21 protein-coding genes, 2 tRNA genes and 1 pseudogene (1 of these 24 running past the window's edge) are annotated in these 23,569 nt (G+C 40.0%); 1 reads left to right on the forward strand and 23 read right to left on the reverse strand.

Going from position 1 to position 23,569, the window contains the following annotated elements; translation table 11 throughout:
- The 11 genes from HMPREF3129_RS09020 to HMPREF3129_RS09070 all read right to left on the reverse strand — a co-directional run.
- Positions 1 to 30: transfer RNA gene (locus tag HMPREF3129_RS09020), tRNA-OTHER, on the reverse strand (it extends 51 nt beyond the left edge of the window).
- A gap of 30 nt (positions 31 to 60) precedes the next feature.
- Positions 61 to 136: transfer RNA gene (locus HMPREF3129_RS09025), tRNA-Lys, on the reverse strand.
- Positions 137 to 288: 152 nt separating this feature from the next.
- Positions 289 to 1,062, reverse strand: coding sequence for a cell division protein CpoB (gene cpoB, locus HMPREF3129_RS09030; protein ID WP_004247552.1), 774 nt, complete (start codon positions 1,060 to 1,062; stop codon positions 289 to 291).
- A gap of 9 nt (positions 1,063 to 1,071) precedes the next feature.
- Complete coding sequence (gene pal / locus HMPREF3129_RS09035) at positions 1,072 to 1,569, reverse strand: peptidoglycan-associated lipoprotein Pal (protein ID WP_004247551.1); 498 nt, start codon at positions 1,567 to 1,569, stop codon at positions 1,072 to 1,074.
- 45 nt (positions 1,570 to 1,614) lie between these two features.
- Complete coding sequence (tolB, locus tag HMPREF3129_RS09040; RefSeq protein WP_004244437.1) at positions 1,615 to 2,910, reverse strand: Tol-Pal system beta propeller repeat protein TolB; 1,296 nt, start codon at positions 2,908 to 2,910, stop codon at positions 1,615 to 1,617.
- Between the two features lie 142 nt (positions 2,911 to 3,052).
- Complete coding sequence (tolA, locus tag HMPREF3129_RS09045) at positions 3,053 to 4,120, reverse strand: cell envelope integrity protein TolA (RefSeq protein ID WP_004244436.1); 1,068 nt, start codon at positions 4,118 to 4,120, stop codon at positions 3,053 to 3,055.
- A 27-nt stretch (positions 4,121 to 4,147) separates the two neighbouring features.
- Positions 4,148 to 4,573 (reverse strand): colicin uptake protein TolR, encoded by a 426-nt coding sequence (gene tolR, locus HMPREF3129_RS09050; protein ID WP_004244435.1) that lies wholly within the window; start codon positions 4,571 to 4,573, stop codon positions 4,148 to 4,150.
- 22 nt (positions 4,574 to 4,595) lie between these two features.
- Positions 4,596 to 5,282 carry a Tol-Pal system protein TolQ gene (gene tolQ / locus HMPREF3129_RS09055; protein WP_004244434.1) on the reverse strand — a complete coding sequence of 229 codons (687 nt, stop codon included), beginning with the start codon at positions 5,280 to 5,282 and terminating at the stop codon, positions 4,596 to 4,598.
- A complete protein-coding gene (gene ybgC / locus HMPREF3129_RS09060; protein ID WP_004247549.1) occupies positions 5,282 to 5,677 on the reverse strand; it encodes a tol-pal system-associated acyl-CoA thioesterase in 396 nt (131 codons plus the stop codon). The genes tolQ and ybgC overlap by 1 nt, the downstream gene beginning before the upstream one ends.
- Before the next feature lie 309 nt (positions 5,678 to 5,986).
- Positions 5,987 to 6,394: a hypothetical protein gene (locus HMPREF3129_RS09065; protein ID WP_036919986.1), complete on the reverse strand. Its 408-nt coding sequence runs from the start codon at positions 6,392 to 6,394 to the stop codon at positions 5,987 to 5,989.
- Positions 6,384 to 7,754, reverse strand: coding sequence for an MFS transporter (locus tag HMPREF3129_RS09070; RefSeq protein WP_036919985.1), 1,371 nt, complete (start codon positions 7,752 to 7,754; stop codon positions 6,384 to 6,386). Before HMPREF3129_RS09070 ends, HMPREF3129_RS09065 begins: the two co-directional genes overlap by 11 nt.
- A 90-nt stretch (positions 7,755 to 7,844) precedes the next feature.
- Here HMPREF3129_RS09070 and HMPREF3129_RS09075 point away from each other — a divergent pair, with 90 nt between their 5' ends.
- Positions 7,845 to 8,738, forward strand: coding sequence for a LysR family transcriptional regulator (locus tag HMPREF3129_RS09075; protein ID WP_004247548.1), 894 nt, complete (start codon positions 7,845 to 7,847; stop codon positions 8,736 to 8,738).
- A 90-nt stretch (positions 8,739 to 8,828) separates the two neighbouring features.
- On the opposite strand, the gene ybgE is transcribed toward HMPREF3129_RS09075, so the two are convergent.
- The 12 genes and pseudogenes from ybgE to sdhC all read right to left on the reverse strand — a co-directional run bounded on the left by ybgE (position 8,829) and on the right by sdhC (position 23,210).
- Positions 8,829 to 9,113 (reverse strand): cyd operon protein YbgE, encoded by a 285-nt coding sequence (gene ybgE, locus HMPREF3129_RS09080; RefSeq protein WP_004244426.1) that lies wholly within the window; start codon positions 9,111 to 9,113, stop codon positions 8,829 to 8,831.
- Entirely contained in the window at positions 9,113 to 9,226 is a 114-nt protein-coding gene (gene cydX / locus HMPREF3129_RS09085) for a cytochrome bd-I oxidase subunit CydX (protein WP_004244425.1), read from the reverse strand. The genes ybgE and cydX overlap by 1 nt, the downstream gene beginning before the upstream one ends.
- Positions 9,227 to 9,238: 12 nt before the next feature.
- A complete protein-coding gene (gene cydB / locus HMPREF3129_RS09090) occupies positions 9,239 to 10,396 on the reverse strand; it encodes a cytochrome d ubiquinol oxidase subunit II (protein ID WP_004244423.1) in 1,158 nt (385 codons plus the stop codon).
- A gap of 14 nt (positions 10,397 to 10,410) precedes the next feature.
- The gene (cydA, locus tag HMPREF3129_RS09095; protein ID WP_004244422.1) at positions 10,411 to 11,979 is read right to left on the reverse strand and encodes a cytochrome ubiquinol oxidase subunit I; all 1,569 of its coding nucleotides are present in this window, start codon (positions 11,977 to 11,979) and stop codon (positions 10,411 to 10,413) included.
- A 1,484-nt stretch (positions 11,980 to 13,463) separates the two neighbouring features.
- A complete protein-coding gene (sucD, locus tag HMPREF3129_RS09100; RefSeq protein WP_036919982.1) occupies positions 13,464 to 14,336 on the reverse strand; it encodes a succinate--CoA ligase subunit alpha in 873 nt (290 codons plus the stop codon).
- The gene (sucC, locus tag HMPREF3129_RS09105) at positions 14,336 to 15,502 is read right to left on the reverse strand and encodes an ADP-forming succinate--CoA ligase subunit beta (protein ID WP_004244420.1); all 1,167 of its coding nucleotides are present in this window, start codon (positions 15,500 to 15,502) and stop codon (positions 14,336 to 14,338) included. Before sucC ends, sucD begins: the two co-directional genes overlap by 1 nt.
- Before the next feature lie 164 nt (positions 15,503 to 15,666).
- Positions 15,667 to 16,872 (reverse strand): annotated as a pseudogene (odhB, locus tag HMPREF3129_RS09110) (2-oxoglutarate dehydrogenase complex dihydrolipoyllysine-residue succinyltransferase); the annotation flags it as partial.
- A 13-nt stretch (positions 16,873 to 16,885) separates the two neighbouring features.
- Complete coding sequence (gene sucA / locus HMPREF3129_RS09115; RefSeq protein WP_004244418.1) at positions 16,886 to 19,690, reverse strand: 2-oxoglutarate dehydrogenase E1 component; 2,805 nt, start codon at positions 19,688 to 19,690, stop codon at positions 16,886 to 16,888.
- Positions 19,691 to 19,974: 284 nt separating this feature from the next.
- Complete coding sequence (locus tag HMPREF3129_RS09120) at positions 19,975 to 20,691, reverse strand: succinate dehydrogenase iron-sulfur subunit (protein WP_004244417.1); 717 nt, start codon at positions 20,689 to 20,691, stop codon at positions 19,975 to 19,977.
- 34 nt (positions 20,692 to 20,725) lie between these two features.
- A complete protein-coding gene (gene sdhA, locus HMPREF3129_RS09125) occupies positions 20,726 to 22,492 on the reverse strand; it encodes a succinate dehydrogenase flavoprotein subunit (RefSeq protein WP_004244416.1) in 1,767 nt (588 codons plus the stop codon).
- Positions 22,492 to 22,836 carry a succinate dehydrogenase membrane anchor subunit gene (sdhD, locus tag HMPREF3129_RS09130; RefSeq protein ID WP_004244415.1) on the reverse strand — a complete coding sequence of 115 codons (345 nt, stop codon included), beginning with the start codon at positions 22,834 to 22,836 and terminating at the stop codon, positions 22,492 to 22,494. Before sdhD ends, sdhA begins: the two co-directional genes overlap by 1 nt.
- Positions 22,830 to 23,210, reverse strand: coding sequence for a succinate dehydrogenase cytochrome b556 subunit (gene sdhC / locus HMPREF3129_RS09135; protein ID WP_123059542.1), 381 nt, complete (start codon positions 23,208 to 23,210; stop codon positions 22,830 to 22,832). Before sdhC ends, sdhD begins: the two co-directional genes overlap by 7 nt.
- Between the last annotated feature and the right edge of the window lie 359 nt (positions 23,211 to 23,569).

Here is a 23,569-nt window from a genome sequence, read left to right on the forward strand (position 1 = left end):
CAACTGCTCTACCGACTGAGCTAACGACCCATTTCATAAAATGGTATGTAAATTCGAAAATGGTGGGTCGTGGGCGACTCGAACGCCCGACCAATTGATTAAAAGTCAACTGCTCTACCGACTGAGCTAACGACCCGTTTCGAACTCGCCACATTCTCTGTGGCAACGGCGGGTAATAATACTGATTTAATGTTATTGTGCAACGTTTTTTTTCAAAAAAACATTCAAACGCTGAAAAAACAATCAGTTAACCCCGAAAATGTAACATTCACATTACGGGGCCAATAATTATAGTGCTGCTAACTGCTTTTGTGCTAATTTTGCACCAGCACTGTTTGGATATTGCTTAACCACTTGTTGATAAATAGCTTTCGCATTATCCTTTTGCCCTTTCTCTTGCATAATAAGCCCTATCTTATAAAAGGCCTCACTTGCTTTTTGAGATTTTGGATAATTTTTCACAACAATAGCAAAAGTACTCGCAGCCTGATCTTTATTACCTTTTAGATAATACATTTGCCCCAACCAAAATTGAGCATTTGATTGATAGCTAGACTTCGGATAACTTTTAATAAAGTTGTTTAATGCAACAATTGCCTTATCGTAATCTTTTGAATTCAATACAATATCAATTGCCGCGTTATAATCGGCTTTTTCATCACCTGTTGACGACGAACTCGTACTTGTATCAGATGTTGAAGGTACATTGCCACCCGTTGAAGCCTCATCCGTTGTTGGTGCTGAGTTGCCACCATTTAGGCTATCTAATTGTTGATAGATATTACGTTGACGCTCTACAACTTGGTTTAACTGGTATTGATTTTCCTGAATTTGACCACGCAACATATCAATATCGCGTTGAGAATCTGCGAGTTGTTGCTGTAATTGGGTCAAAAGCTGACTATGAGCATTAGAGATACGCTCAAGTTGGGCGAGTCGTTCATCAGTAGAGCCTGAACCGATATTACTGATTGGCGCTTGGGCAATAGCGGCTACAGGAGCCGCTACGCCAACCAGTAACAACAGACTCATCAATAAAGGTCTGAAGTTACTGTTGTTCATGCCGTTCTCTTAGTAAACCAGTACTGCACGACGGTTTTTCGCATAAGCGGCTTCGTCATGACCCAGTACAGCAGGTTTTTCTTTACCGTAAGATACGATTGATAATTGATCAGCTGATACGCCTTTACCTTGCAGATACATTTTAACTGCGTTTGCACGACGTTCGCCTAACGCGATGTTGTATTCTGGAGTACCACGTTCGTCAGCATGACCTTCGATAGTAATGCGTACTGAAGGGTTAGCACGCAGGAATGCAGCGTGAGCATCTAACAGTTGAGCATATTCTGAAGTAACGTCATATTTATCAAAACCGAAGTAAACAATGTTAGTTTGTTTCAGTTGTTCTAATTGCTGACGTGCTAATTCTTCAGCAGTAGGGCCTTGCTCAGTAACAGGTACATTGTTGCTTGTATCTGTTTGATCGTCGTTTTTGTTTGAGCTACATGCTGCAACAGCAACGAGTGGTAATGCTAACATCAACCCTTTAAACACTTTGTTTAATTGCATCTCTAATTGTTCCTTTATTTGTTTGCCATACATAATTCTTATGCATCACATAAACGGAGACCAGGCAGGTGATTTAACCTGACCATCAGTCGCCGGAAGACGCGCTTTGAAACGTCCATCAGTCGATACTAGTCGCAAAATGGTTCCTAAGCCTTGAGTGGAGCTATAAATAACCATAGTGCCGTTAGGCGCGATGCTTGGCGTTTCATCCAGAAACGTATCTGTTAAATATTGAACAGCATTCGTTTCTAGATCCTGCTTAGCGATATGTTGCCTACCGCTTTCAGAACTCACCATAACTAAGAAACTACCATCAGGACTTACTGCAGGATTTTGGTTTTGTTTTCCTTCCCAAGTAATACGTTCTGGCGTTCCTCCGTTAATATTAATTTTATAAATTTGAGGACGTCCGCCTTGATCCGAAGTATAGACCAAAGTCTGTCCATCAGGCATCCAAGTCGGTTCTGTATTATTACTTCTACCATTGGTTACCTGTGTCATATTGCCACTGGCTAAATCCATTACATAAAGATTTAGACTACCGCTTTTTGACAGTGCAAAGGCTAATTTAGAGCCATCTGGAGAAAAAGCAGGTGCCCCATTATGTCGAGGGAAAGAAGCGATTTGACGCACTTCCCCCGTTGCTAATGTCTGTACAACTAAAGCAGATTGACCACTTTCAAATGTGACATATGCTAGTTTAGCACCATCAGGAGACCAAGCGGGTGACATTAATGGCTGTGATGAACGATAAACGCGATCTTGATTAAATCCATCATAGTCAGATACACGTAATTCATATGGATAAGCGCCACCATTAGTCACAACGACATAAGCAATACGGGTACGGAACGCACCACGAATGCCAGTTAATTTTTCAAAGATTTCATCACTGGCGGTATGAGCAGCATATCGTAACCATTTATTGCTGATTTTATACTCACTTTGCGCTAAAACCGCTCCCGGAGAGCCAGCAACATCAACTAGTTGATAGCTAACAACATATTGACCATCTGCCGAGGGCTGAACACGCCCTACAACCACTGAATCAATACCTAATGCTGTCCAGAGTGCAGGTTGAACCTCAGAAGCGGTAACGGGTTGTTGAGGCAAACGATTCATATCAATAGGGTTAAATTTACCACTATTTCGTAAGTCAGCCGCAATCACTCCAGCAATATCTTCTGGCATTTGACCTGTGCCTTCCCATTTAAAAGGAACAACACCAATAGGGCGTGCAGTATTCACCCCTTGTGTAATTTCAATGCGAACTTCTGCATTAGCGAGCGTTGTAACGCATAATATCAAAAGTCCGAAAATAACATTTAATGCCTGCTTCATCATGTCTCCCTTTTATTATTGCGGTTATTGCGCAATAACGCACAGAATAGTAACAAACGCTTTTAAACAACACCATACAACACATCAATAACATTCTAAAATAGAGATAAATTAATGTATGTTTTCCTACTATCAGACAGTTTTATGGCTTAAACTCAATTGTTGGTGATTTTACTTGTTCGTAAATATCTTTCGGTGGCTTAGGCAATGTTGCCATTTTAGCCGCTTGTAATGCAACTTGGCATAAAGCCGGATCACCACCTACCGCTTTTGCACTTACTAACATACCGTCTGGTGCAATACTTATTTTAAGGTCACATTTACGACCTTTATATAAATCAGAATCAAAAAACTTCTGTTCGATGGCAACTTTTACTTGCCCAGTATAGCGATCAATGCCCGCAGCATTTGCCCCAGAGCGATTACCACCACCTTGACCTGCTGCAGAAGCCCCCGATTGTTTATCGCCTTGAGCAACTAATCCATCGAGTAGACTATCAACCGCTTTACTTTGTTGCTGTGCAGCGGCTTTCGCTTTAGCTTCCGCTGCTGCTTTGGCTTTAGCTTCTGCGGCTGCTTTCGCTTTTGCATCAGCCTCTGCTTTCGCTTTCGCATCGGCTTCAGCCTTCGCTTTTGCCTCAGCTTCTGCTTTTGCCTTCGCTTCTTCTGCTTTCTGTTTCGCTGCTAATTCTGCTTGTTTCTTCGCTTCTGCCTCTGCTTTGGCTTTCGCATCAGCTTGCTCTTTTAAAATACGATCGCGTTCAGCTTTAGCTTGTGCGGCAGCTTCTTCAGCCTGCTTTTGCTCTTCTTTCGCTTTAGCAGCGGCGGTGGCCGCTTCACGACGTTGAGCTTCTGCAGCCTCTTTTGCTTGCAAACGTTCCACTTCTAACGCTTTTAAACGTTCTTGTTCTTTAATTTGTTGTTGGCGTAGCTCTTCTTCTTGTTGCTGCGCCCGCGCTTTACGTTCTTGTTCTGCTTTTTGGACATTAGCTTGTTGCGCCTTTTGCTGATTATACTCTTGTACTACCGCATTAGGGTCAACCATAATAGCATCAATAACTTGCCCATCAGATCCACCGCCACCGCCTAAATTCCATTTCTGAGTTAACGATCCCCAGATAAGCAAAGCGATGATCAGTAAATGCAAGACAGTAGACAAGATAACTGAACCGCTCAATTTACTTCGGATTGGTTTCGTCTTCTTTCCCACGCTATTATCCAAACTTATTTCAGCCTACTAAAGAGGCTGAGTCATTAAACCGACAGACTTAACACCCGCTTGACGTAACATGTTGAGTGCTTTAATTATCTCATCATAAGGAACATCTTTAGCGCCACCAATAAGAAAGACCGCTTTCGGGTTTTTTTCTAATTGTCGTTTTGCTTCAGCCATAATCTGTTCTTGAGGTAAAAGCTCTAAAACCTCTTGTTCAACACGGATATTATATTGCCCCACTCCAGCAACTTCGACAATTACAGGCGGGTTATCACTGGTTGAAACAGTCTGTGTTTCTGTTGCTTGTGGAAGATCAACCTCAACACTTTGTGAAATAATTGGCGCTGTTGCCATAAAAATCAGCAAAAGCACCAATAACACATCAAGCAAAGGTACTATATTAATTTCTGATTTTACGCCTCGGCGGCTACTGCGACCTCGTGCCATCAGCTCTCTCCTTTTGCGTTAACTATTTCTTTTCTGCGGAGACAAAAGCTTGGCGATGTAAAATCGTCAGGAACTCTTCCATAAAGTTATCGTAACTTTGTTCCAACTTATTTACACGTTGCGTAAAGCGGTTATAAGCCATAACTGCGGGGATGGCCGCAAATAAACCAATGGCTGTTGCAATCAACGCTTCAGCAATACCGGGTGCCACCATCTGTAAAGTTGCCTGTTTAACGCTACCTAAAGCGATAAATGCATGCATAATCCCCCATACCGTACCGAATAAGCCAATATAAGGACTAATTGACCCCACCGTACCTAAAAAAGGAATATGCGTTTCTAAGGACTCTAATTCACGATTAAATGAAACACGCATTGCACGGGAAGCCCCATTAACAACGGCATCGGGTGCATGAACATTCGCTTGATGTAGTCGTGCAAACTCTTTAAAACCAGAATGAAAAATTTGTTCTGCCCCTGATAACTCGTCACGACGAGCTTGGCTTTCTTTATATAGACGAGCCAAATCAGTGCCTGACCAGAATTTATCTTCAAAATCTGCCGCTTCACGATCTGCTGCATTCAATACTTTCGTACGTTGAATAATGATCGCCCATGAGGCAATAGAAAATCCGATTAATAACAACATGATCAACTTAACTAAAAGCCCCGCTTTTAGAAAGAGATCGATAACATTCATGTCAGCCACTACTTAAACTCCGCGATAATGGACTTAGGAAGCCCTACAGGCTTCATTTTTAATGAATCAACGCAGACAACTAATACATCTGCCCTACACAGTACCACACCATCTTGATTGATAAGCTTTTGAGAAAATGTCATTGATGCACCACGTAATGTAGTAATTTCACTTTCTACTTTCAGAAGCTCATCAAGCCGTGCTGGCGCAATATAGTCAATGGTTAATTTACGCACAACAAACGCAACATGATCATACTCCCGTAAATCATGCTGATAAAAACCTTTTTCTCTGAGTAATTCTGTTCTTGCACGTTCAAAATATTTTAAATAACTGGCATGATAGACCACACCACCGGCATCAGTATCTTCGTAATAGACACGAACTGGCCAAAGAAACCGCATAATTCCGTCCTTACATTCCTTGAGTAATCCCATAAATAATTAAGCTATAGATTTGTTAACTATACTTAAGAGGTGCCTCTAAGGGAATCATAGTAACGTAAAGAATAGAAAACACCGTTTTCAGACGCCAATCATAAACTCTTCTTTGCAACACGCAATATGCTTTAGCGCCTGAATAGAAAAAATATTTTTATTAGTTCAGCATTAAAATGCTTGCTAATTAACAATTAATAGTTTAGCACTCTGATTCAAACTTTTTCCCAACCAATAAAAAAACCAGTCTTATTACTGGTTTTTTATTAAAATCAATCAATTATCTAATACAGGTGTTTCATGCAAGTAATACCACTGCCATTGATAATTTAGAGACGTGCGTCTCAAAACCACCACAGATTGACGGGTGAGAATCTTCTTATTTTCATAATGCGTTTCACGATAGCTCACCGTTGCCCAATGTTCAGATTGGTAAATAATGTTATAGCTATCTGTTTCAATCCTCAATTCTGGCCTTTTCCCTGCATTACGAGAAAACATTGCCATTACATCATCATAATTTATTTTCTTTCCTGTTATACCAATCATAGAAAACGTGTTGGCAAGTAACATTTCTATATTTTTTAATGCCTGTGTAGAAATAGGGGTTTGAGTAAAAACAGTTTCAATCTCATTATGCAACACTTGCACACTTTCTATTAATGGGTCTATTTTAATGCTCATGATTTGTTTCCTGTAAGTTTGTTTTTTGCTTTAACAATATGAAAAGAAATAGCGGAAATAATCCTATGGTTGCACAGATAAAAAATGTCGTGCTATAAGCCATTTGTGACGATACAAAAAGAGATAATGTGTTGAAGATCATTGCAACAAGTGTCGCGCCAACACTAAATACAACTTGACGATTTATATTCCAAATAACACTAGCTTGAATAAGCCTTTGTTTATCAAAGTCATAAAGGGCCGTTGTTTGTGCTGTATTTGCACCGATCCCTCCGCCAATTCCCATCATTAAATAAGCGAGTATTAATAAAGGCAGGTCGCTTTCTTTATCTACTAATGCTAATAATGCAATACCAATACTGTGCAGAATTAAAGCGAATATAGCTAAGCGCTTCATACCCAATTTATTATAAAGTGCACCACCAACAATAATGGAAATAAATGCACCTATAGCATATAGCAGCATAAAACTGCCTGTACCCTGCCCCGAAAAATGGAGATATTGTTGTAAATAAAAAATCGCCAGAATATTTACACCAGTAAAAACACCTGGAATACAGTAATAGAGAAAAATGGAAAGTGATAAGTTTCTATTTTTTAATAAATTTAGATTAATTACCGGTGATAAACTCTGTTTATAATGACGATAATAAAGAAGAGAAAATAATACAGCAAAAAAACTGATGACTAATGCTAATTGTGTAGAGTGATACTCACCGTAAGCAGATAATGCACATAACCCTGATACGATAATAATACTGATTAATAAGATCCCTTTAAGATCTGGTATTATATTTTCTTGTGATTTAGACTCTTTTACCCAAATAAAAGCCAAAAACGCAGTAAGTAATGAAAAAGGCACATTACTATAAAAAACCCAACGCCAAGATACAGCATCAACGATAAACCCACCTATTGTGGGAGAAATTGCAGGTGCAATAAGAGCAACAGCCATAATTAAAGTTGAGACTTTGCTTCTTTCATGCCCTTGAAAATACTGAAATGTTAAAGCTTGGCCGATGGGAATTAATAATCCACCACTAAGACCTTGAATAAAACGCCATAAAATCAGCTCAAAAAATGAGTGTGAATAGCCTACTAACGCCACAGAAGCACTAAATATCAACATCGAGCTGACCATTAATACTCTCACGCCAAAACGTTGAGATAACCAGTGACTCAATGGAATAATCAGTGTTAAACCTAAAATATAACTATTTGATACCCATGTAATGGAGACGATAGATACCTTCATATCCGCTGCAATTGCTGGTAATGCAATTGCCGACATAAAAATATTTATACAATCAATAAAAAAACCCAGTAAAAAAATAATGGCTATTTGATAACGATAAGACATAGCAATCCTCCGCCTTATAGGGTACGAAAGATTGACGAATATAGTCTATCTGACAAAATAGAACTTATTGTTTAATCAGAGTAAACAATCATGCAAAATCAAATAGACCGAATTCGTTCTTTTATCGCCGTAGTAGATACAGGCTCTTTTACACAAGCAGCAAAGTATTTACGCTTAAGTAAATCAATGGTGAGTATTCATATTAAAGCATTAGAAACGGAATTAAATGTATCTCTTCTTAATCGGAATACTCGGCGCTTCACATTAACTGAAACGGGAGAAATCCTTTATCAAGATTTTCGTCAAGTTTTAGTTCAACTCGAACAAACATTAGATAAGGCACGGTTAGGACAACAAAACTTACAGGGAACTTTACGATTAACTTCAACGGCTGAATTTGGTGAACATTATATATTGCCACTTTTACATCAATTTATGTGTTTACACCCTCAACTAAAAGTGCAATATATATTCAATTCTTCTATTGATGATCTTATCAATCATAAGTTAGATTTGGCGATACGCCTTGGCGCATTAAAAGACAGTAATTATCGCTATCGCAAATTAGCAGATTACACAATCAAATTAGTGGTATCACCACATTTATTGAAAAAATATCCTATCCAAGAAATTGCAGATTTAGCGGCAGTTCCCTATCTTGCAAACAGCAATTTACGCCATAGCAAACTCAGCCAACAAGAAAAAATCAATCAACTATTTTCACAATTGCACTCAATGGCACTTTTCGAAACGAATACTATTAGTGCATTAAAACAGATGGCACTCAAACAAATGGGAATGACCATATTACCAGAGTGGTACATTCAACAAGAAATAACACAGGGTGAACTTGTTAGCCCTATTCCTGAACTTACCTTATTAAATCAATCTATTAATGTCATTTTTCCACATGGTGAACATATGCCAAGAAAAACCCGTCTATTTATTGATTTTTTAAAAGAGAGAATTAATTCTATGCCCTAAAAGGTGAGGGGGAATATTGCATAACCCATATACAAGAAGTGAATGCCTTATTTTACGCCACTTACTAGAGGTTAAAATAAGGCATTTTGATTAGAAGAAGAAATAATATAGCCCTACAACTAAAATAATAATGGCGGGAATGGGATGTAATAGATATTGCGCTACGACATGTTTAGGACGATAGGCTAAGCCAAAAACTGCCCCTGCACATACAGCCCAAATCAGTAATATTCCTTGCCAAATCGCTAATGAGCTTGTATTAGCCGCGAATCGACTCGGATCCCACATAACACAAAATGCCATTGCTAGAGCCATGATTAAAACAAGAGCCCTAATTGGGCCCTTGTTAAGTAGTTGGTAACTTTTATCCAACATTATTCTTCACTTTCTGAAGTTTTTTTCGCTTCAGCGTGCTCATAAGCCAGTCCTGCGATCACCGCAATACTACAAGCGAAGAGTGTGCCGAGAAGCCATGCAAAATACCACATTCTCTATGCTCCTTAGTAAAGAGTATGATTATTGCCTTCGATAAATTTCTTATCGAGGCGACCATGCATTTTCCAGTAACACCAGATAGTGTAGAGGAGAACGATAGGTACAAAGATAATCGCGACTACTGTCATCACTTGTAAAGTGAACAGGCTTGAAGTTGCATCCCAAATTGTCAAGCTTACATCAGGGAATGTGCTTGATGGCATAATGAATGGGAACAGGGTTACACCAAACGTTAGGATAACACAAGCAATAGTCAGTGAAGTGAACAGGAATGCCCAAGCTCCTTTGTTTGCTTTAGTTGCAACAACCGCTAATAAAGGACTTAACAGACCTAATGCCGGTAAGATCCATAAAATAGGATAGTTGTTGTAGTTCGTCATCCAAGCGCCAGCTTCGTGAGAAACTGTTTTCAACAACGGAGAAGAAGGACCCGCAGTATCAACCGCACTAGTGATAATAAAGCCATCAATACCGTAGATTAACCACACGCCTGCTAATGCAAAAGCAATAAAAGTGATTAAAGAGGTAATGTAAGTTGCTTTACGAGTGCGCTCATGCAGCTCACCGGTAGTACGCATTTGAAGATAGCTAGCACCCTGTGCCACAATCATCATTAAGCTAATAACACCTGCTAATAGACCATATGGGTTCAATAGGCTTAACAGGTTAATTAGTGCGTTAGTTGTACCATTATAAGATACACGTTGCATGCTATCGACTTCTAATGGAACACCTTGTAACAGGTTACCAAAAGCAACACCGATAACTAATGGTGGAACAAAGCTACCAATAAAGATACCCCAATCCCACATACCACGCCATTTTGGTGATTCTAATTTAGAACGGTAGTCAAAACCTACTGGACGGAAGAATAATGCCGCCAGTACGAAGATCATACCAAAATAGAAACCAGAAAATGCCGCAGCATATACCATTGGCCATGCAGCGAATAATGCACCACCGGCAGTGATTAACCAAACTTGGTTACCATCCCAGTGAGGTGCAACGGAGTTAATTAAAATACGGCGTTCTGTGTCATCTTTTGCAATGACGCGCAATAACACACCAACACCCATATCAAAACCATCGGTGACCGCAAAGCCGATCAGTAAGATACCAATCAGTAGCCACCAAACAAACCGCAATACTTCATAATCAAACATAGTGGACTCCTGTGTTACTTACTTTGTGCAGAAGAAGCTGTCTTCTGTTCAAAGTGATAGCGACCCGTTTTCAGACTACTTGGGCCAAGGCGACCAAATTTGAACATCAGGAACATTTCGGCAACGAGGAACAGAGTATACAGACCGCAGATAAGTCCCATAGAAACGAGAATATCAGCCTGTGTCAGTGAAGAAGTTGCTACAGCCGTAGGCAAGATTTCACCAATCGCCCATGGTTGACGTCCATATTCTGCAACAAACCAGCCCGCTTCAACAGCAATCCATGGTAATGGAATACTAAATAGCGCAGCACGCAGTAACCATTTGTAGTTACCGATACGGTTAGACAGAACAGTCCAGAAGGAGATCGCAACAACCAATAACATCAGGAAGCCGGCAGCGACCATGATACGGAATGACCAGAAAAGTGGTGCGACGTTAGGAATAGAATCTTTTACAGCTGACTTAATTTGCTCTTCAGTTGCATCAGAAACATTTTCAGTATAACGCTTCAATAATAGACCGTAGCCTAAGTCTTTTTTAGACTCATTAAATGCAGCTCGTACGGCAGGATCAGTGTTACCTGAACGTAGTTCAGTTAACAGGTCATACGCTTTCATACCATTACGAATACGCACTTCATGCTGGCTCATCAGATCATGCAGACCTAATACCGGCGTATCAAAAGAACGTGTTGCTATAATACCCATGACATATGGAATTTGTAGAGCAAACGTGTTTTCCATTTTTTCTTGATTAGGGAATGCAATCAAGTTAAAGGAAGCTGGTGCTGGCTCTGTATGCCACTCACCTTCAATAGCAGCCAATTTGGTTTTTTGTACGTCACCCATTTCATAACCAGATTCATCACCCAGTACGATAACAGATAATACCGCAGCGATACCAAAGGTTGCCGCAACAGCGAAAGAACGTTTTGCAAAACCGATATCACGACCTTTGAGTAGGTAGTAAGAGCTGATACCTAAAACAAAGAATGCACCAGTACAGTAACCTGCAGCAACGGTGTGAACAAATTTCACCTGAGCGACTGGGTTTAAGACCAGATCAGCAAAACTCAACATTTCCATTCGCATGGTTTCAAAGTTGAAGTCTGCAGCAACAGGGTTTTGCATCCAACCATTTGCGACTAAGATCCACAGCGCAGAGAAGTTAGAACCAAAGGCAACTAACCAAGTTACCATTAAGTGTTGCTTCTTGCCTAAACGATCCCAACCGAAGAAGAATAATCCGACGAAAGTTGATTCTAAGAAGAATGCCATCAGACCTTCGATTGCTAAAGGCGCACCGAAGATATCACCAACGTAATGAGAGAAATATGACCAGTTAGTACCAAATTGGAACTCCATGGTCAAACCAGTTGCGACACCCAGAGCAAAGTTAATACCGAATAACTTACCCCAGAACTTTGTCATATCTTTGTAAACTTGTTTACCTGACAGGACATATATCGTTTCCATGATTGCCAACATAAACGCCATACCGAGCGTTAATGGGACAAACAGGAAGTGATACATCGCTGTTAAGGCAAACTGTAACCGTGACAGTTCGACAATATCAAACATCTTGACTCCTTGCTCCTAGCAGGAAGACACCGACTTGCGGCAACCCGACTTTAATTAATAAATAAAGCCTCATAACTACCAGCAATAAATGCCTCTAAAAACAACAACGAATATTAAAGACCAAAAACACAATACCTTACAAATAGTACGCCTATATTTACATATAATAAATATATTTTGCGTGACCCAGATTTGAATTCTGAGCTTAGGTCAACAATACGACTTTTAGGTTAGTAACAGCATATTTGATCGTGTGCCAATTTAAGCATATTTAGAAAATTTTTCCACAATTAATAACTTGACCCACATCAAAAAAACACTTTAATGTTAACTAGTTGCGAATAAATTACCCAATAGTTACCGTAATGTTAATTTACTGTTGGTTTTATTTTTAAGTATAATTTACCTCCCATTAATTTCCATAATAAAATTAACTTTTTATTTTCATAAATACATTTAAATAGTCATATTTAGCTGTATTTCATTAATTCTAATATTAAAAACATTTTTTTTCAGGTAAAAAAGGGATATTTAAAAAAAATAATCTATTAATTAATAAGTTGAAAATAAATTTTTAATTTTTTATCTTTTTAAATTTAGTTTTATCGAGCGAACCTAAAATATAAATAAACTCTTATAATGATAATCTTTTTTTAATACAAAGTTTAATTTAGGATAAATAATGTATCTATCCGTTGAATAGAAATAACTCATACACTCTATAGCAATCATACCTTAAGCCATAAAAATAAATAATATTCCTTTTTAAAACAACAATATACAATCATTTTATTTTTAAAATATGGATAGCAAAATGGCATAACTGTATTGAAGAATGATTATTTGTAAGCTTTATCTCTAAAGTTTAGCTGATAGTTGATAGTTTAATGTTATTTTAGAAGGTCGTTTTTTTAGCATGGTTACTCTGCTACTCATTAAACTTCTCTTTCGAGCATTATTGTATCTATAATACATTTTTCACTATGAAACCTTCACCATACTGCAATAGGGCAAGATTGTGCCCTTCCAATAATACTAACAAATGATAATAATTGAGGGGGGGTATCTGCTAATAAGGTATCGTTAAACAATATAAATTAACTATAGTAAATCTTATACACATAGTATTAATGAATAAAAATTATACTAAAAGTATCCCTTTTTTTGCCTTCCCCTACTCTTCATATCAGTTAGGCTGAGTAAAACAAATTCCGCATTTTTTAGCAAACCAGGGCTCAGGTATTCTTGTTTAGCGCCATATTTTCGTTATTGCTGTGTTTAAACCACTATTTAACACACAAAAAATGAAATAAAAATATATTTAAAAACAATAAGATGAGATAAAATCGAACAAAAATACACGTGACTACTTGCTGACAGCACCTAAAGGCGCCATAAAATAGAACAATAAAAAATGCCAATCTCCAGTTTGATCAGAGATTGGCATGATATGTAGTTTTAACTAGAGGTAATTAACAAAAATGTTACTTATTTAATAGCAATTTAACAGCATCACCGATATCAGCTAAACTACGTACTGTTTTAACGCCAGCGGCTTCTAATGCGGCAAATTTCTCGTCAGCAGTACCTTTACCACCCGCAATAATGGCGCCAGCATGCCCCATACGCTTACCTTTAGGTGCTGTAACACCAGCAATATAGCCTACAACAGGTTTGGTAACGTGATCTTTGATATAAGCAGCTGCTTCTTCTTCTGCTGTACCACCAATTTCACCAATCATAACAATTGCTTCTGTTTGCGGATCTTCTTGGAATAGCTTCAGAATATCAATAAAGTTCGATCCCGGAATTGGGTCACCACCGATACCAACACAGGTTGATTGACCTAAACCAACGTCAGTAGTTTGTTTTACTGCTTCATAAGTTAAAGTACCTGAACGAGAGACAATACCTACTTTGCCAGGTAAGTGAATGTGACCAGGCATAATACCAATTTTGCACTCACCTGGAGTAATAACACCCGGACAGTTAGGGCCAATCATGCGAACACCAGCTTCATCTAATTTTACTTTTACAGTCAGCATATCCAGCGTAGGAATACCTTCTGTAATTGTAATAATTAGTTTAATACCTGCATCAATAGCTTCTAAAATAGAGTCTTTGCAAAATGGTGCTGGTACATAAATAACCGTCGCCGTCGCCCCTGTTGCTTCCACTGCTTCACGTACAGTATTAAATACTGGTAAGCCTAAATGTGTTGTACCACCTTTACCCGGTGTAACACCACCCACCATTTGAGTACCGTAAGCAATAGCTTGTTCGGAGTGGAAAGTTCCTTGGCTTCCAGTGAAACCTTGGCAAATAACTTTAGTGTTTTTATCGATTAAAATAGACATTATTTTGCCTCCGCTGCTGCAACAACTTGTTTAGCGGCATCCGTTAAGCTCTTAGCAGCAATAATATTTAAACCGCTATCTGCTAATTTTTTAGTGCCTAACTCTGCATTGTTTCCTTCAAGACGAACAACAACTGGTACGTTAACACCGACTTCTTCAACTGCACCAATAATACCGTCTGCAATAAGGTCACAACGTACAATGCCACCGAAAATGTTGACTAATACAGCACTGACATTTTCATCTGACAAAATAATCTTAAATGCTTCTGTAACACGCTCTTTGGTTGCCCCTCCCCCAACATCAAGGAAGTTAGCAGGTTCACCTCCATGCAGTTTAACGATATCCATGGTTCCCATAGCTAAACCAGCGCCATTAACCATACAACCGATATTGCCATCGAGTGCTACATAATTTAATTCCCATTGTGCCGCTTGCGCTTCACGTGGATCTTCTTGTGATGGATCATGCATTTCACGCATTTCCGGTTGACGGAATAACGCATTACTGTCCACACCTAATTTACCATCAAGACAAATCAAATCATCATCTTTGGTGATCACCAATGGGTTGATCTCAATAAGCGCTAAATCACGCTCTAAGAAGATCGTCGCTAATCCCATAAATATTTTAGCAAATTGACTAACTTGTTTGCCTTTTAAACCGAGTTTGAAGGCTAATTCTCGTCCCTGATAAGGCATAGGTCCTGTCAGCGGATCAATAATGGCACGATGAATAAGCTCTGGCGTTTCTTCCGCCACTTTTTCAATTTCAACGCCACCTTCAGTGGAAGCCATAAAGACAACACGACGGGTACCACGGTCAACAACAGCACCAAGATAAAGTTCTTTAGCAATATCTGTTGCCGCTTCAACCAAGATTTGTGTTACTGGTTGGCCATTAGCATCTGTTTGATAAGTTACTAAACGTTTGCCTAACCATTGTTCAGCAAATGCGCGGATCTCTTCTTTTGAGTTGACGACTTTTACGCCACCCGCTTTACCACGTCCACCCGCGTGAACTTGACATTTAACAACCCAAGGGCCTTGGCCAATTTTTGATGCAGCTTCTTCTGCCTCGCGCGGCGTGGAGCAGGCGAAACCAGCAGGTGCTGGTAATCCATACCGTGAGAAAAGCTGTTTTGCCTGATACTCGTGTAAATTCATGATGTTCTATCCATAATCTTGTTGAAAGTCGGACTTTCTTATTTTTTTGACTATAAGCCAGAAAAATCTGGCTTCACGAACACACTGTACTTCTTTGATGCTTGTGTATGTTGCTGTAGAGGCAGGAGGAGCATCTCCTGCCTAAAAGCGATATTTATTACGTACACATCCAGTAATAAACGGGCAGGATCTTCTAGCATTTCTTTAACGGTCACTAAGAAACCGACAGACTCACGGCCATCAATTAAACGATGGTCATAAGAAAGTGCTAGATACATCATAGGTAGAATAACAACCTGACCATCAACTGCCATTGGGCGATCTTTAATCGCATGCATACCCAAAATAGCACTTTGTGGTGGGTTGATAATCGGTGTTGACATTAATGAGCCAAAAACACCACCGTTAGTAATAGTAAAATTACCGCCCGTTAAATCTTCAACGGTTAATTTACCATCACGACCTTTCACTGCTAATGCTTTGATATTTTTCTCAATATCCGCCATGCTCATCGCATCTACATCACGTAATACCGGTGTTACTAGACCACGAGGTGTTGATACGGCAATACTGATATCAAAATAGTTGTGGTAAACCACATCAGTACCATCAATAGACGCATTAACTTCTGGATAACGTTTTAACGCTTCAACTACCGCTTTAATGTAGAAAGACATAAAGCCTAAACGTACACCGTGGCGTTTTTCGAATGCTTCACCATATTGCGCACGTAAATTTTTAATAGGCTGCATGTTGATTTCGTTAAACGTTGTCAACATAGCGGTAGTATTTTTCGCTTCTAATAAACGCTCTGCAACACGTTTGCGTAAACGTGTCATTGGTACACGTTTCTCACTACGATGCGATAATGGAGCTTGAGAAACTTCAGCGGTGGCTGCTGTTGCTGATTTATTATTAGCAACATGGCTTTCAATATCTTGACGAGTTAAACGTCCACCAACACCACTGCCTTTTACATCTGCTGGATTAATATCATGTTCAGCGACTAAACGACGTGCTGTCGGGCTAAGAGCATCATTGCTTTCTTTCGCAACAATATCTGCACTTTGACGTTGCGCAGGCGTCGTATCTTGTGCAGGTTTCACATCCGCAGGAATACCAGTGCTATCACCAAGACGAATACGTCCTAATAATTGACGTGAACCTACCGTAGCGCCTTCTTCTTCAAGAATGCTATCCAGCACCCCAGCTTCACTCGCCGGTACTTCTAACACTACTTTATCTGTTTCAATTTCAACCAGCACTTCATCGCGTTGAATGCTATCACCAGGTTTTTTATGCCAAGTTGCGACTGTCGCGTCAGCAACTGATTCAGGGAGATCCGGTACTAGAATATCTACACTACTCATTTTCTATCCTTATTTATTCAACTTTCAGTGCATCTTCAACCAGAGCTTTTTGTTGCTCCTGATGAACAGAGGTATAACCAACAGCTGGAGAAGCTGATGCAGGACGACCTGCATAACGTAATGTTGCGCCAGTAGGAATAGCATCACGGAAGTTATGCTGACTACAATACCAAGCGCCCTGATTTAGCGGTTCTTCTTGACACCAAATAAAATCTTTCACATGAGCATAAGGTGCCAAAATCTGTGCCATATCATCATGAGGGAATGGATATAGCTGTTCAATACGAATAATCGCAACATCTGTTTGCCCATTAGCACGACGTTGTTCTAATAAATCGTAGTAAACTTTCCCTGAACACATCACGACACGTTTCACATCCGCTGGATTTAATTCATCTAACTCACCAATTACAGGTAAGAATTTACCATCCGCTAATTCATCTAAGCTCGATACCGCTAATGGATGACGTAACAGTGATTTAGGTGACATAACGATTAATGGGCGACGCATACCACGTAACGCTTGGCGACGTAACATATGGTAAACCTGCGCCGGTGTGGAAGGCACACAAACTTGCATGTTTTGCTCTGCACATAATTGCAGATAGCGTTCCAAACGTGCAGATGAGTGCTCTGGACCTTGGCCTTCATAACCATGAGGTAACAGCATGACTAAGCCACACATACGACCCCATTTTTGCTCACCAGAGCTAATAAATTGGTCGATAACCACTTGTGCTACGTTAGCAAAGTCACCAAATTGCGCTTCCCAAATAGTCAGCCCGCGAGGCTCAGTAGTGGCATAACCATATTCAAATGCTAATACCGCTTCTTCTGTTAAGACAGAATCCCAAACATTAAATTGACCTTGGGCGTTATGAATATTGGCTAATGGTACATAAACTGAACCATTGGTTTGATTGTGAATAACCGCGTGACGATGGAAGAATGTGCCACGGCCTGCATCTTCACCAGAGAGGCGAATAGTAATACCTTGATCCACTAAAGTGGCATACGCTAAGGTTTCAGCCGCCCCCCAATCGAGTAATTTTTCGCCTTCAGCCATAACAGCACGATCGGCATAAATTTTCTCGACGCGAGATTGCATTGCGATTTCAGAAGGTACTGTGCTGACACGACGCGCTAAATCTTGTAAGCGTGATTTTTCGACTTTATGCGGATACTCTTCATTCCATTCATGGTTTAAGTAAGGTTCCCATGTATAAGAATGTAGCCCCATAGGACGATACTCTTCAACGACACAATCACCACGATCGAGAGCATCACGATAGAGATTAACTAACTCAGTAACATCATTAGCTTCGATTAAACCTTGCTCTACTAACTTATCAGCATAGATCTTACGAGGTGTTGGATGTTTTTTGATTTTTTGATACATCAATGGCTGAGTTGCATTTGGCTCATCCGCCTCGTTATGTCCATGACGACGATAACAAACAAGGTCAATCATCACATCACGCTTAAAGGTATTACGGAAATCCAACGCTAAACGGGTGACGAAAGCTACCGCTTCAGGATCATCTGCATTTACATGGAAAATAGGTGCTTGAACCATTTTCACAATATCAGTGCAGTATTCTGTTGAACGGGCATCTTTAGGATTTGATGTGGTAAAACCAACTTGGTTATTAATAACAATACGAACCGTACCACCAACTTCATAACCGCGAGCTTGTGACATGTTCAGTGTTTCTTGAACAACACCTTGCCCTGTCACTGCTGCGTCACCATGAATGGTGATCGGAAGAACCATATTACTGCGCGCTTCATCTAAGCGGTCACGACGAGCACGGACAGAACCGATAACAACCGGACTCACAATTTCTAAGTGAGATGGGTTAAAGGCTAAAGCAAGGTGAACTTGAGCACCTTCTGTTGCAAAATCAGATGAAAAGCCTTGGTGATATTTAACGTCACCAGTTCCCAAATGCTCTTTGTGTATACCCGCAAATTCATCAAATAAATCTGCCGGTTTTTTCCCTAAAATATTAACCAGAACGTTTAAACGTCCGCGGTGAGCCATGCCAAGTACCACTTCACGGGTATCTTGTTTCCCTGCATGACGAATTAAGTCTTTTAACATTGGGATCAGAGCATCCCCACCTTCTAAAGAGAAACGTTTTGCTCCTGGGAATTTAGCCCCTAAGTAACGTTCTAACCCTTCAGCTGCAGTCAGTTCTGCTAAAAAGCGAATTTTTTCTTCTTTAGTAAATTGGTCTGCAACATTGACAGATTCTAAACGTTGTTGGATCCAACGTTTTTCTTCTGTATTGGTAATATGCATATATTCAGCACCGATAGAACCGCAGTAAATACGTTTCAGTGCTTCATAGATATCACCGAGTTTCATGGTTTCTTTGCCGATAGCAAAAGAACCAACATTAAAGGTTTCTTCAAAATCTTCTTTGGTGAGATTATGGAAAGCAGGATCTAAATCTGGAACAGATTCTCTTTTCCATAAACCAAGCGGATCGAGATTAGCATTTTGGTGACCACGAAAACGAAACGCATTAATGAGCTGCAAAACTTTAACTTGTTTTGAGTCCATTGCAGGATCGCTTACCGAGGTATGATATCGAGTGGATTCTTTTGCGAGGCGTCTGAAGTAGTCGCGGGTTTGAGAATGCGACTGTTCTGCGCCTTGACTTACGGGTAGTTGTTGAAAGATTTCTCTCCAACTTTCGTCAACAGAGTTTGGGTCAGTTAGGTAATCTTCATAGATTTCTTCTATGTAAGACTGATTCTCTCCTGCTAGAAATGTGGAATCTAGCCAGTCCTTCATTGCGCCGTTCTGCATTATGATCCCTTAAGCTATACAGCTTTAGTTCGCCGTGGATAACTAGTACCGTTATTAAACGGTGTCGATTGCAAGGTTCTCTTATGACCCGCTATCTCGCAGGTTCTTAAAATATTGGAGTTTTTCACTCTCAAGGAACCTTTAAAAACTGTCTAACAGTGTTTAAAGGTGCCTCCAAAAACCGCTATCAAGACAAACTTATACAAATACACAGACTACTTATTGCAAACGTCTAACTTAATTTTTTCATTAACCGCCCTAACTATTTTAGGGCGGTTATTAATTTATGCACTATGTTTTAGCAACATTGATTTAATATGACCAATTGCTTTAGTCGGATTTAACCCTTTTGGACATACGCTGACACAGTTCATAATACCGTGACAACGGAATACACTAAACGCATCACTTAAATCATCAAGACGAGATTCTGTTTCAGTATCACGACTATCAATCAAGAAACGATACGCTGCTAACAGTCCAGCAGGTCCGATAAACTTATCTGGATTCCACCAGAATGACGGGCAAGATGTTGAACAACAAGCACAAAGAATACACTCATAAAGTCCGTCAAGTTTTTCACGTTGTTCTGGTGACTGTAGATTCTCACGAGCCGGAGGATTTTTGTCGTCGTTAATCACATATGGACGGATCTTCTCGTACTGCGTATAGAATTGAGTCATATCCACTATTAAATCACGAATAACCGGTAGACCTGGTAACGGTCTGATCACAATTTTCTTACTTCCTTTCTGTAAAGATGAAATAGGTGTGATACATGCCAAACCATTTTTACCATTCATGTTCACTCCATCGGAGCCACATACACCTTCACGGCAAGAACGACGGAATGATAATGTAGGATCTTTTTCCTTTAATTGAATTAATGCATCTAGCAACATCATGTCACGCCCTTCGGGTACTTCAAGCGTGTAATCTTGCATACGCGGCGCATTATCAACGTCGGGATTATAACGATAAATTGAAAATTCAAGTTTCATAATTCAGTCTCCGCAACTTCAATAACACCGCTAATTAATATGTACGCACTTTTGGAGGGAAAGCCTCACGCAGTTTCGGCTGCATATTGACTTTACGTCGTGTCATTGTTTCGGTTTGCGGTTGATATAATGTATGGCATAACCAGTTTTCATCATCACGATCAGGGAAATCGAAACGGCTATGTGCACCACGACTTTCCGTACGGAAATTAGCAGATACCGCTGTGGCATAAGCTGTTTCCATCAAGTTATCTAACTCTAAGCACTCAATACGCTGTGTATTAAATTCACTTGAATTATCATCGAGTCGGGCATTTTGCAGGCGTTCACGGATCACTTTCAGCTCTTCTAAGCCCTTCGCCATTGCATCCCCTTCACGGAAGACCGAGAAGTTATGTTGCATACAAGATTGTAATGCTTTACGGATCTCAACCGGATCTTCGCCTGAACGATTATTTTCCCAACGATGTAAGCGTGTTAATGCAGCTTCAACATCAGAATCGCTGGCATCACGCATCGTGCCCTGCTCCATCAAAGACTCTTTTAAGTGAACACCCGCAGAACGACCAAATACCACAAGGTCAAGCAGTGAGTTACCACCTAATCGGTTAGCACCATGGACAGATACACAAGCAATTTCACCCACAGCAAATAATCCTGGGATCACTTCATCTTCGCCTTTCTCATTCATGCGAATAGCTTGTCCGGTAACTTTAGTTGGGATCCCCCCCATCATATAGTGACAAGTAGGAATAACCGGAATAGGTTCTTTAACTGGGTCAACATGAGCAAAGGTACGAGAGAGATCAAGGATACCCGGTAGACGAGATTCCAGAACTTCTTTACCTAAGTGGTCGAGTTTCAGTTTGGCATGAGGTCCCCATGGTCCATCGCAACCACGGCCTTCACGGATTTCAATCATAATAGAACGTGCAACTACGTCACGACCTGCTAAGTCTTTAGCATTTGGTGCATAACGTTCCATAAAGCGTTCACCGTCTTTATTCAGTAAATAGCCACCTTCACCACGGCAACCTTCCGTCACTAACACCCCAGCCCCTGCGATACCTGTTGGGTGGAATTGCCACATTTCCATATCTTGTAAAGGCACACCCGCACGAACTGCCATACCAACACCATCACCCGTATTGATATGCGCATTGGTTGTTGATTGGTAAATACGCCCCGCACCACCTGTCGCTAAAATGGTGGCATTAGCTTTAAAATAAACAACTTCACCTGTTTCAATGCAAATAGCGGTACAACCAACAACATCACCGTCTTGGTTTTTAACTAAATCCAGCGAATACCATTCAGAAAAGATAGTGGTATGATTTTTTAAATTTTGTTGATACAAAGTATGTAATAGTGCATGGCCTGTACGGTCAGCAGCGGCAGCAGTACGGGCAGCTTGTTCACCACCAAAATTTTTCGACTGACCACCAAATGGGCGTTGGTATATCCGTCCATCATCAAGACGAGAGAAAGGAAGTCCCATATGTTCCAGCTCTAAAATAGCTTCTGGACCGGTTTTACACATATATTCGATAGCATCTTGGTCACCGATATAGTCGGAACCTTTAACAGTATCGTACATATGCCATTCCCAGTTATCCTCATGGGTATTGCCTAAAGCAACTGTAATACCACCTTGAGCGGAAACAGTATGAGAACGAGTAGGAAAAACTTTTGAGATTAGTGCACATGACAGACCCATTTGAGAAATCTGTAAAGCGGCGCGCATACCTGCACCACCAGCACCAATTACAACTGCGTCAAATTCTCTAACTGGCAGATTCATTACACACCCCACACCACAATTGTTCCATAAATAAGATAAACCAACAGCGCAACGACAATAATAAGTTGTAACGTCAAGCGTAATGCTATTGGCTTAATATAGTCCGTTAACACTTGCCACATTCCAATCCATGCATGAATTAGAATAGAAAGTAGCGTTAATAGGGTAAAAACTTTGGTTAGAGAGGAGCTAAAGAATCCACGCCAAACTTCATAGGTAATATCAGTTGTTGCAACAAAACCGACAAAATATAAAACATATAAGAAAATAATGATGGCAGTTGCACGTAGGAATAACCAATCCTGTATGCCTGTACGGCCTAAAGTAGAAGAATTACTTACCATACTAATACCCCCGCCAATATTGATAAAATAACGGTAATAATCATTGAAATTGCCGCAGAACGACGACCAACAACCAATGTTTCATCAATAAAGCCGAAGTCCATTAACATATGACGAATACCACCACAAATGTGGTATGCCAATGCTGTTAGGATGCCCCATAAAATAAACTTCGCGAAGAAGCCAGTCATGATATCAGCGGCTTGCTGAAAACCTTCGGGAGATGAGAGAGAGGTGCCAAGTAACCACAGTAAAATACCAACTGCGACTAACATGATAACCCCTGAGACACGATGCAAGATCGATGCGATAGCAGGGAGTGGAAACTGTATCGTCTGTAAATCCAGATTGACAGGTCTTTGTTTTTTCACAATTTATGCCCACACAGCTTTTATAATTTTTCCTTCCTCCGGACCTGGATGGAAATTAAGCAGCGAATGGGGTACAAAGGCACACTTTAAGTAAAATGTTAAATCCGTCTATTTTACAAAAATTGTGGATTCGTTACGCTGGTTCTCCATACAACAAAGGTTCCGGAGACCTGGGCGCAGTATAAGTGCTTCACAAACTTATTACAATTACCACACAACTTGTGTGCTAGACATTTGGTTCGAACAGTGAGAGGGATCACTTTTTCAAACATCCAATGTAATAATCGTTATCATTTTTGACACATGTACAACATTTTTCTTACATTTGGTGCATATTTTTAATGTTTATGTTTTTTTTGTGC

It is taken from the genome of Proteus sp. HMSC14B05 (assembly GCF_001808035.1).
Lineage (GTDB): Bacteria > Pseudomonadota > Gammaproteobacteria > Enterobacterales > Enterobacteriaceae > Proteus > Proteus mirabilis.